The organism is Kocuria sp. JC486 (assembly GCF_011602805.1).
Classification (GTDB): domain Bacteria; phylum Actinomycetota; class Actinomycetes; order Actinomycetales; family Micrococcaceae; genus Kocuria; species Kocuria soli.
On the sequence record NZ_JAAOZS010000017.1, the window covers coordinates 39674 to 50289 of the forward strand.

General features: G+C 68.3%; 10 protein-coding genes. 6 read left to right on the forward strand and 4 right to left on the reverse strand.

The window, feature by feature from the left end:
- Window positions 1-49: 49 nt before the first annotated feature.
- Together GWK18_RS09490 and glp are read right to left on the reverse strand one after the other, a co-directional pair.
- The gene (locus tag GWK18_RS09490; protein ID WP_209280926.1) at window positions 50-541 is read right to left on the reverse strand and encodes a hypothetical protein; all 492 of its coding nucleotides are present in this window, start codon (window positions 539-541) and stop codon (window positions 50-52) included.
- Window positions 542-706: 165 nt separating this feature from the next.
- Window positions 707-2107, reverse strand: coding sequence for a gephyrin-like molybdotransferase Glp (glp, locus tag GWK18_RS09495; RefSeq protein WP_245193152.1), 1401 nt, complete (start codon window positions 2105-2107; stop codon window positions 707-709).
- Window positions 2108-2207: 100 nt separating this feature from the next.
- On the opposite strand from glp, the gene moaA reads away from it, so the two are divergent.
- The 4 genes from moaA to GWK18_RS09515 all read left to right on the forward strand — a co-directional run bounded on the left by moaA (window position 2208) and on the right by GWK18_RS09515 (window position 5674).
- Window positions 2208-3335 (forward strand): GTP 3',8-cyclase MoaA, encoded by a 1128-nt coding sequence (gene moaA / locus GWK18_RS09500; RefSeq protein WP_167739425.1) that lies wholly within the window; start codon window positions 2208-2210, stop codon window positions 3333-3335.
- Between the two features lie 2 nt (window positions 3336-3337).
- Window positions 3338-3613 carry a MoaD/ThiS family protein gene (locus GWK18_RS09505; RefSeq protein WP_245193154.1) on the forward strand — a complete coding sequence of 92 codons (276 nt, stop codon included), beginning with the start codon at window positions 3338-3340 and terminating at the stop codon, window positions 3611-3613.
- The gene (locus GWK18_RS09510; RefSeq protein ID WP_166834860.1) at window positions 3606-4250 is read left to right on the forward strand and encodes an NTP transferase domain-containing protein; all 645 of its coding nucleotides are present in this window, start codon (window positions 3606-3608) and stop codon (window positions 4248-4250) included. The genes GWK18_RS09505 and GWK18_RS09510 overlap by 8 nt, the downstream gene beginning before the upstream one ends.
- 74 nt (window positions 4251-4324) lie before the next feature.
- Entirely contained in the window at window positions 4325-5674 is a 1350-nt protein-coding gene (locus GWK18_RS09515) for a molybdopterin molybdotransferase MoeA (RefSeq protein ID WP_166834861.1), read from the forward strand.
- A gap of 31 nt (window positions 5675-5705) precedes the next feature.
- On the opposite strand, the gene GWK18_RS09520 is transcribed toward GWK18_RS09515, so the two are convergent.
- On the reverse strand, window positions 5706-6206 hold the full coding sequence (locus tag GWK18_RS09520; protein ID WP_166834863.1) for a DUF456 domain-containing protein: 501 nt from the start codon (window positions 6204-6206) through the stop codon (window positions 5706-5708).
- Window positions 6207-6221: 15 nt separating this feature from the next.
- A complete protein-coding gene (locus tag GWK18_RS09525) occupies window positions 6222-7658 on the reverse strand; it encodes an NAD(P)/FAD-dependent oxidoreductase (protein WP_348535916.1) in 1437 nt (478 codons plus the stop codon).
- A 299-nt stretch (window positions 7659-7957) separates the two neighbouring features.
- On the opposite strand from GWK18_RS09525, the gene GWK18_RS09530 reads away from it, so the two are divergent.
- Together GWK18_RS09530 and GWK18_RS09535 are read left to right on the forward strand one after the other, a co-directional pair.
- The gene (locus GWK18_RS09530) at window positions 7958-9811 is read left to right on the forward strand and encodes a BCCT family transporter (protein ID WP_166834896.1); all 1854 of its coding nucleotides are present in this window, start codon (window positions 7958-7960) and stop codon (window positions 9809-9811) included.
- A 69-nt stretch (window positions 9812-9880) separates the two neighbouring features.
- The gene (locus tag GWK18_RS09535; RefSeq protein ID WP_166834867.1) at window positions 9881-10543 is read left to right on the forward strand and encodes a lytic transglycosylase domain-containing protein; all 663 of its coding nucleotides are present in this window, start codon (window positions 9881-9883) and stop codon (window positions 10541-10543) included.
- Window positions 10544-10616 lie beyond the last annotated feature (73 nt).

Genomic DNA, 10616 nt, shown 5'->3' on the forward strand with positions numbered 1-10616 from the left:
CGGACAATTCGACAATTTTTACATGTCGTATTCCGCGTGATTTCCGGGGTCACCGACCCGTGGTGCGCCACCCGCCGTCGGAGCCGCCGTCAACCTCTGCTTGCTTCGCCACGGAGGCGCCCCGAGCGCCCTCGGTCGGTTCAGCATGGGCATCCGCTTCATCCGCTTCATCGGCGCCCGACTGCTTCGCGGTCTGCTTCGCCGAGGGCGTGGACAACACGGAGACCACGGCATACACGACCAGGAGCAGGAAGGCCGCGTAGTAGATCCAGATCGACGGGTAGAACCAGAACAGGGCCATGCCCCATCCCGCTGCGGTCAGGGCCGCGGCGACGACCGCAAGAATCAGCAGCGCGAGTTTGACCGTGCCGTAGGCCCCGGTCTTGGCGCGCAGCGCGTAGAAGATCGAAATGCCCGCCAGAAAGATCGGAAAGAACATCTGCCCCGTCACCACGATCGTGTCCTGGTGGTACATGTACCGCCCCAGCGCCTGAACCACGGCGACGACGGCGAGCAACAACGGGGCGATGACTGACTTCATGAACCTGTTCTCCTGGCGGGAGCGACGACGGACGGGGCCGGAACCCGAGCATCCAGTGTAGGTGGGAGCCGGCACGGTCCACCGAGGATACGGAGCCCATGATCCGGTTCCGTCCGCACCACCCGGATCGTCGGTGCCGCGTGCATGTGGTCCGGGATCTGGCACTCAGGTCAACAGTCGCACGACGACGTCCTGCCCCGACGGCACCGTTCCGCGCCCCGGGGGAAGGATCACCAGTGCGTTCACTCCCACGGCGGCAGCCAACAGATGCGACCCGTACCCCCCGACCTTCGTCAGGACCTCGCCGTCCCAGTGCGCCCGCACCACCCGCGCACGACCGGGCAGGCATTCGAACTCGTCCCCGGATCGAACCCGGACCTCGGTCCTGGTCGACGGCGCCCCCGTGACCGCGGTGAGGGCGGGCCGCAGGAACATCTCCCAAGAGACCCACGTGGAGATGGGGTTGCCCGGAAAACACACGAACGGCACGCCGTCGACCCGCGCCAGGCCCTGAGGGCCGCCGGGTTGCATGGCCACGTGGAGAAATTCGCTGAATTCCGCCACGTCCGGTCCGCTCAGGACTCGGCGCACGACCTCGAAGGCGCCCTCGGAGATGCCTCCCGAGCTGATCCAGAGGTCCGGATGCGGGGCTTCAGCGGCTTCGGGGGCCAGGAGGGCACGCAAGACGTCGTCATCGTCCGGGACGTGATGGACCGCAACGACCTCCGCCCCCGCATCCGCCAAGACTCCTCGCAGAATCGTGGCATTGGAATCGAAGATCTGCGCTGGGCCCCGGGGAGTCCCCGGCTGGACGACCTCGTCCCCCGTGGTGAGGATTCCGACGCGCAACGGCGGCCGAACGAGCACATCACCCAAGCCCAGCGCCGCGCAGGTCCCCAGGGCCAGCGGAGTGAGCCTGTCCCCTGCCCGCAACACTCTGGTGCCGCGGACGACGTCGTCGCCTGCGGGGCGTACGAACCGCCCCGGGGCCTGCCCGGCAGGAACCGACACGGTGGCCCCCTGCGCGTGGAACCCGCTCGGGCGCGCGTCCTCCACCGGGACCACGCAGTCGGCCCCGGGTGGAAGAGTCGCCCCGGTCATGACGGGAACCGCTTGGCCGGCTTCAATCGGATCGGGGGCGTGTCCGGCCGGAACCGTGGGCCCCACCCGCAACGACGTCAGGGACTCCGTGGAGTCGGCCGCCCCCGGGTTGCCAGCGGTTGCATCGACCTGTTCGTGCTGGTTCTGCAGGCCGGACGGAACCGCAGTGTCTGCGGATCGCACGGCGTACCCGTCCATCTGGGAATTGGTGAACGGAGGCAGGTCCAGACCTGCTTCCACGTCCTCCGCCAGGACCCGACCGGCCGCCTGCTCGAGCGGCAGTCGCACGGGTTCTCGCCCGAACCACGGGCTGCGCCCCAGCAACTCGGTGACCGCGCGGAGGTGATCCTCGACGCTTCTGGGCGGGGCGTGGTGACTGTGTCCGTGGTCCGTCCGGGGCCGGTCTCCGCCCGTCGCGGGCATTTCGTGGGGGCCCTTGGAGTGCTGGTGGTTGACCCGTGTCATGGAGGCCAGACTAGATGGCTCGTAGACTGACCCAACCGCCGGATTCGGCACGACAACCCGGCAGAGGTCCAGAGGAGAGGTGATCGAGGTGCCCACCGCATTGGGGATCCCCACGCTGCGCACCAAGCTCGAGCCCTCACCCGCCGACCCGGCCCGAGGCCTGGTGGACCGGTTCGGGCGGCGCGCCACAGACTTGCGCATCTCCCTGACCGACAAGTGCAACCTGCGCTGCACCTATTGCATGCCCGCCGACGGCATGGACTGGCTGCCCAAGCAGGATCTGCTCACCGCGGCCGAGATCCGCCATCTGGTCCGTGTGGGCGTGGACCGCCTGGGCGTGCGAGAACTACGCCTGACCGGCGGAGAGCCCCTCATCCGGACCGATCTCGAAGACATTGTGGCGGGTGTGCGCGCAGACCACCCCGACCTCCCGGTGTCCATCACCACCAACGCCATTGGTCTTGCCCGCCGCGCCGTCGGCCTCAAGAAAGCAGGCCTGACCCGGCTCAACGTCTCCCTGGACACCCTGGATCCGCAGACCTTCCGCTCCCTGGCCCGTCGTGACCGTCTGGCCGATGTACTGGAAGGCGTGGAGACCGCCGTCGACGCCGGGCTGACCCCCGTCAAGCTCAATGCCGTGCTGATGCGCGGGATCAACGACCACGAGGCGCCGGAGCTCCTTGCCTGGGCGCTCGAACGCGGCCTGAGCCTGCGGTTCATCGAGCAGATGCCGCTGGATGCCGATCACGGCTGGACCCGGGAAGGCATGATCACGGCTCAGGAGATCCGCGACCGTCTGAGCACGCGCTTCGATCTGTCCCCTCACCCCGCTGACCGCGACGGCGCCCCCGCCGAGCTGTGGGACGTCCGCGTCCGCCAGAGTTCCACGGAGCAGGCCCGTTCAGCCGCTGACGACGACGTCCTGGGCACCGTGGGCATCATCGCCTCCGTGACTGAGCCCTTCTGCGGCGACTGCAAGCGCACGCGCATCACCGCCGAAGGTGAGGTGCGCTCCTGTCTGTTCTCACACGAGGAGTTCGGACTCCGGGACCTGTTGCGTGAACCCCTTGCGGCCGGGGAGAGCGCGGATGAGCGTGACTCAGCGATAGCCGACCGGTGGCGTGCGGCCATGTGGATCAAGCCCGCCGCGCACGGCATGGACCACGTGGGGTTGGACTCCGCCGACTTCGTCCAGCCGGAACGTTCGATGTCCGCAATCGGAGGGTGAACATGCTGACCGTTCGCTACTTCGCCGCCGCAAAGGCCGCGACCGGCCGTTCCTCGGACCAGATCAACCTGTCCCACCTGGACGGACCGTGGACCCGCGGTGCGGTGGAGAACCACCTGGTGGAACTGCATCCTGCAGCGCCGGCCGGAGAACGCCCGCTGATCGAAGTCCTGGCCCGCAGTTCCTTCCTTCTGGACGGCCAGTCCTGCCCGACTCCGGCCTCCCCGGTGCGCGACGGTGCCGTGCTGGACGTCCTGCCCCCGTTCGCCGGTGGGTGACACCCCCGGCAACGTCAGCGCCCGCGCCGTGGTCCTTGCGGGCGGACGTTCCTCTCGACTGGGCGGCACGCCCAAGGCCCTGTTCCGCACGAACGACCGTGCGCACGGCCGGGAGGCCGAGCACGGGTCCACACTGGTCGAGCACCTGGTCGGCGACCTGCTGGAGCTGGGGCTGGGCACGCAAGCGGTCGTCGTCGTCGGACCCGAGGACCTGCCCCGCATGCCGACGCTGCGCACCCGGGAGGACCCGCCGTTCTCCGGGCCCGCCGCGGGGATCGTCGCGGGCCTGAACGCTCTGGACAAGACCCAGCCCACCCCGGCCTGGACCCTGCTGCTGGCCTGCGACATGCCCGCGGTCCGTCCCGCCGTCGTCGCACTTCTGGAGGCCGCCGCAACCTGCGCCCCGGAGGACCGCGGAATCGTGGTGATCGACGACGGTCGACTCCAACCGCTGGCAGGCATCTACCGCACGGGCGCCCTCCGCGAGGTGGTGCGCGATCAGCCCTCCGTGAACCGGTCCGTGCGCTCACTGGTGGGAACGCTGTGGGACCGGGAGCTGGCCCTCAGCGGGGTCACGGACGACGTAGACACGTGGGACGATGTCGACAGGTTCGGGTTGCTCCCACCCCGGGACTGACCGGCACGAGTCCGCCGGGTTCCGCGGCACGTGGCAGCTTCCGCACGACAAGACCCCTGAAGGAGTCGCTGACGATGACCGACGCCACCCCCACCACCGGAGCCGACGATCAGGCCCGGCCGACCGTCAAGCACGCGACCTGGGACCAGGCCCGCGCGGCCGCGCACGCTGCCGCCTCCCCGTTGCCGGAACAGTGGCTGCCGCTGGCCGAGACCATCGGGGAGACCCTGGCCCGGCCGGTGACGGCACAGACGCCACTTCCGCACTACTCGTCCTCCGCCATGGACGGCTGGGCCGTGAGCGGGCAGGGACCGTGGAGCATCGTTGTGCCGGAGCGCGCCGAAGAGGACCCTCGCCTGACCTGGGCCCGGACCGGAGACGAACCGGTCACCCGTGTCACCTCCCTGAGCGAGGGCCAGGCAACGGCGATCGTCACGGGCGGCCTGGTCCCGGAGGGCGCCACCGCCGTTCTCCGCTCCGAGTGGGGGACCGAGAACGACGGGCAGCTGTCCGTCAACGACGACGCCGCCCCAGGCGCACCGCAACCCGGCGACCACATCCGGCCCGCCGGGGAGGAAGCAGCGGTCGGTGACGTGCTGCTGGCCCCGGGTGCTCGGTTGAATCCCGCCCACATCGCCTTTGCAGCCGTGACCGGCCAGGACATGTTGCCCGTCCAACGCCGCCCGCGCGTGACCCTGCTGCTGACCGGTGACGAGGTCGACGAGTCCGGTCTGCCCGAACCCGGGCGCGTGCGCGATGCCTTCGGGCCACAGCTTCCGCAGTTCGTGCACCTCTTGGGCGGTCAGGTGGACGCCGTGCACCGCGTCGGCGATGACTTGGAAGTGTTGACCGAGCGCTTGACCGTCCCGGTCACGGGCGCGGATTCCGTGCTCGATTCCCGGGCCCAATTGATCATCACCACCGGTGGCACGGGTGGCTCCTCCGCCGATCACCTGCGCAAGGCCTTGGCGGATTCAGGTGCGCACCTGATCGTTGACGAACTGGCGCTGCGGCCCGGCCACCCGGCCCTGCTGGCCCGCATGCCCGACGACGGGCCCTTCGTGCTGGGGCTTCCCGGCAACCCACTGGCTGCCATGACGGCCCTGATGCTGCTGGGAGCCCCCCTTCTGGCGGCCTTCGGCGGCGCCGGACTGCCGCCGACCGTGGAGGTTTCCGTCACCCGGCCCGTGGACGCATTCAAGTCCGTTCGCCTGCTGCCGGGCCTGGCAGCAACCTCCGCTGCGGCCCTGGCACACGAGGCCCACCCGTGGGCCAGGAGCACCACTCCCTCGGCTGCTCCGCTGGCCTACGCGGGGTCCAACATGATGCGTGGGTTCTCCCAGGCCAACGTCCTTCTGGTCATCCCGCAGGAGGGGGTCCCGGAAGGCGGGACCGTCGTCGCCGTTCCGCTGCCCTGGTTGTGAGCCGCCCCTGGTCTGAAGGCGCCTGAGCCGCTCAGATCGTGGCGAAGTGCACGACCGCGCAGACCACGAACGTGGAGATCGCGATCATGGCGCACAGGAGTTCCACCAGGATGCCGATGCCCATGGCCTTGGCGGCGACCCAGGAGGATTCGAGCGCGGCGTTGAGGTCCTTGTGGCGGTAGGTTTCCGAGCCCAGGAGCCCGACGATGAAGCCCACGAACAGCCCGACCACCGGGATCACGAACACGCCCACCACCGCGCCGATGACTCCGAACAGGAGTGACCGGTTGGGGATCTCTCGTTTCTTGAGCCGCTGACCCGTCAGGATCCACGACGCCGACATCCCCGCGATGACCAGCGTTCCACCGAGCGCAAGCGCAACCCAGCCTTCGACGGACTGCACCACGAACGCCCAGATCAGCAGCCCGATCAGGATCGTGACCGACCCGGGCAGGACGGGCACGATGATGCCGACGGTGCCCACTGCGATCAGCAGGACCGTGACGATGGTGGCGATGATCTCCGGTGTCATGCCGACCATTGTTCCTCACCCGCGGGCACCCAGATCCGCAAGCGCCGTCATGGCAGCGTTGTGACCGCCCATGCCGTGCACTCCCCCTCCGGGCGGGGTCGATGACGAGCACAGGTACACACCCGGGGCCCCGGTCCGGTACGGGTTGAGCACGGCAGTGGGACGGAAGACCTGTTGGAGGCCGGCGAGGGACCCGCCGCCGATGCTCCCACCGACCAGATTCGCGTTCATCGCCTCCAGGTCTCGCGGGCTGTGGTCAACGCGGTGAACGATGCGCTCGCGCAGCCCCGGCGCGAACCGCTCGATCTGCTCGATCACCCGGTCCCCCGCGAGGTTCGGATTCTTCGAGGGCCCCCGGTGGCCGTGGGGGACGTGGGCGTAGGCCCACAGGATGTGCTGTCCGGCCGGGGCCCGTGACGGGTCGACGGCGGTGGGCTGGGTGGCCATGACGAAAGGCCTCTCCGGCAGGGTCCCGTTGGCCGCCAAGCGTTCCGCACGGTTGATCTCCTCCAGGGTCCCACCGACGTGCACCGTTCCCGCGTTGGCGATGCGTGGGTCGTACCAGGGCACCGGTCCGTCCAGGAGCAGATCGACCTTGTGGACCGCCGCGCCGTAGCGCCAGCGGCTGAGCGACCGGCGGTACCGGGGCGGAAACTCTAAGCCCTTCAACCGCAGCATCTGTTGTGGGGTCAGGTCCAACAGAACGACGCCGGGGTTCCCCAGGTCCCGAAGATCATCGACCCTCCGGCCCGTCTCGATCCGCCCGCCGCGTGCGGTCAGTTCAGCCACGAGCGCGTTGACGACGGACTGGGTGCCGCCCCAGGCCACGGGCCAGCCGTTGACCGCCGCCAGCGTGTTGAACATGACCGCGAAGGCACTGGTCAACGGCGCCGTCATGGGCAGCGTCGCGTGCGCAGCCGATCCCGCCAGGAGTCCACGCGCCTGTTCCGAGCGGAAGGCCCGAGCCATCCAGGAGACCGGCCACGGTGCGCGCAACCCGAATGCCGCCATGGCCAGAGGGTGCTCGGGCCACCGCGCGAGGGGACCGAGAGAATCAGCCAGGATGGCCTGGATGTTCGCTTGCGGGCCTGCGTGCAGAGACCGCCAGGCTGCGGCGTCGTCGCCCAAACCATCCGCAGTCCGTGCCAGGTCCGGGAACAGCAGCCCCGGGTCCTGACCGTCCAAGGGATGGGCGGCAGCGACCTGCGGGGACAACCAGTGCAGGCCGTGGGTTTCCAGGTCCAACGCGTCGAAGGCCGGTGATGCCGCCCCGAACGGGTGGCACGCAGCCCCCAGGTCCACCACGGTCCCGTCTCCCAACACGGGTGCCGAGCGGGCCGCGCCGCCCACGGTGGACTGCGCCTCGAGCACAGTGACCTGCAGTCCGGCTCGGGCCAGGAAACACCCTGCGGTCAGGCCGTTCGGCCCGGAACCGACGACGACGGCTTCCACCACAGGACCTCCAGAGGGACAGGGACGGGACCTCCTTCCACCATCCTCGACGACGGCGCTCAGGACCAATTTGATAAGTTGTATTTCTTGTCCAGTACTTGTCCAAGCAAGCAACGAGCTAATCCTGCACAGGAGAACCCGTGAGCACCACAGAAAGTGCACCACCGTCCGATCTCCCCGAACAGACCGATCCTGACGCCGTCGACACCCCGAATGCGGATACCGAGTCGACCCCCGGAGAGTCCACTGAATCGGCCTTCGACGTCTCCCCCGAGACGGCCCAGGAACGTCAGCAGCACCTGCTGACCCGCCTCAAGGAATCCCTGACCCGCCCCGAACCCGAGATCCGCAAGGGTCTGGACAAGGTGGTCTTCGGCATCGCCGGCATCCTGGCCCTCGCCTTCATCACCTGGGGCTTCGCCAGCAGTGAGAGCCTCGGGGTCTTCTCGTCCAACGCCCTTGCGTGGACCATGTCCAACTTCGGTTGGCTCTTCGTCATCTCGGCCACGGTTTTCGTGGTCTTCGTGGTCTTCGTGGTCTTCATCGCCCTGTCCCGTTTCGGGCAGATCCCTCTGGGGCGCGACGGCGAGAGCCCGGAATTCCGGACGACCTCCTGGATCGCGATGATGTTCGCGACCGGTATGGGCATCGGTTTGATGTTCTACGGCGTCGGCGAGCCCCTGTGGTTCTACATGTCACCCCCGCCCGGCACGGTTGACGGTCAGACCGTCGAGGCCGCCGCGACGGCCATGGGAACCACACTGTTCCACTGGACCATCTACCCGTGGGCCATGTACGCCCTGGTCGGTCTGGGCATGGCCTACGGCACGTTCCGTGTGGGCCGCTCCCAGCTGTTCTCCTCCATGTTCACGTCCCTCTTCGGCCACAAGGCCGTCAACGGCGTGGGCGGAAACATCATCAACATCCTGGCCATCGCGGCCACGCTGTTCGGTTCCGCCTGTTCGCTGGGCCTGGGTGCACTGCAGATCGGCGGTGGCCTTCAGGCTGCCGGGCTGTTCGAACAGATGTCGTCGGTCATCCTGGTGGCCATCATCGCCATCTTGACCGCCTGCTTCGTGGCCTCCGCGGTCTCAGGCGTGGAGCGCGGCATCCAGTGGCTGTCCAACATCAACATGGTGCTGGCCGTGCTGCTGGCCGTGATCGTGTTCATCGGCGGCCCCACCCTGTTCATCCTGAACATCATCCCGTCGGCCATCGGCAACTTCATCTCCGAGCTGCCGGGCATGGCTTCCCGCACCTCCGCCGTGGGCGACGAGACGGTGGCCGAATGGCTGTCCTCCTGGACGATCTTCTACTGGGCGTGGTGGATCTCCTGGACGCCCTTCGTGGGCATGTTCATCGCCCGTATCTCGCGTGGGCGCACTGTCCGCCAGTTCATCGCGGGCGTGATGTTCGTGCCGTCGATCGTGTCCCTGATCTGGTTCGCGATCTTCGGTGGCGGTGCCATCGGTCTGCAGGAGCGCGCTGAGCGCGCCGGTGACACCGGCTCCATGCTGGCCCAGCAGACGGCCGAAGGCCCGGATCTGAACTTCGACCTGATCCTCTTCGACCTGCTCAACGCCCTGCCGGTTCCGCAGGTCGTCACGGTGATCCTGATGGTTCTCGCGGTGATCCTGGTGGCGATCTTCTTCGTCACCGGTGCCGACTCGGCCTCGATCGTCATGGGCGGCATCTCGGAGAACGGGTCGGTCGAACCGTCCAAGGGCTCCGTGGTGTTCTGGGGCGTGGCCACCGGTGCCGTTGCCGCAGCCATGTTGCTTGCGGGTGGCTCCGACCCCAGCGAGGCTCTGAACGGCCTGAAGAACATCACGATCGTCTCGGCCTTGCCGTTCGTCGTCGTGATGCTCCTGCTGTGCGTGGCCATCTACAAGGACCTCAGCAACGATCCGCTGGTGCTGCGCCATCAGCTGGCGCGTCAGGTCCTGGTGGATTCGGTCACGACCGCCACCACGTCCACCGACGGCGAGGAGATCGAGACCATCGAGCTGCAGACCTCGAGCGGGAACACGGAGCAGATCCCCGTCATCCACAGCGATGACGACGGGGTGGTCATCCGCAGCCGGACCATGGGTGTTCCCGGTTCCGCACCCCTGGGTGAAGTGAGCGAACGGAACGACGGCGACAAGCGCTGAGCGTTCACCGTCCGAAAACGCCGACATCCCGGTCAGCCGAGGCCCACTTCATGGCCTACGCTGACCGGGATGTCTGCTTCCTCAGCCAAATCCCCCAAGCGCGCCAAGTCCACGAAGTCCGCCACTTCGCGGCGCTCACGCACCCCGGGCTCCAAGGGAGCCTCAGCCGGGCGCGCAGGCAAGGCACGCGGTGCACTCACCAACAACTGGTTGCCCTTCACCGCGGTGGGTCTGCTGGTGATCGGGGCCGTGGGGGCAGTCATCCAGAACACGAACCCCACCTGCGCCGACCGGAACGGTGTGATCCCTGAGGACTGGTCCGACGACGTCGTGAACGCCGCGGAAATCTCGGGCTTCTCTCCGTCGGTCATCGCCGCTCAGATCCAGACCGAGAGCAATTGGGATCCGGAGGCCGAGAGCCCCGTGGGCGCGGAGGGCCTGGCACAGTTCATGCCCGAGACCTGGGACCAGTACGGGCAGGGTGAAGCCACCAGCCCGGAGGCCTCCATCGCTGCGCAAGGCCACTACCTGCGCGATCTGCGGCGCATGATGGCCCAGCTCGAGCCCGCCGACGAGCAGGAGGAGCTCGATCTGGTGCTGGCCGCGTACAACGCCGGACCGACCGCCGTCCTGGAAGAGGGCGGGGTCCCGGAGTTCGAGGAGACGGAGAACTACGTCTCGCAGATCAACGAACTGGCCGGCACCCGCTACGCCGACGTCTGCACGGGCTGAGCCCGCGCCCGGCAGCGCCGCGACGGACGCCACCGAGCCAGGCCGATCCCGCTGACCCGGTGGCGTCCGCACG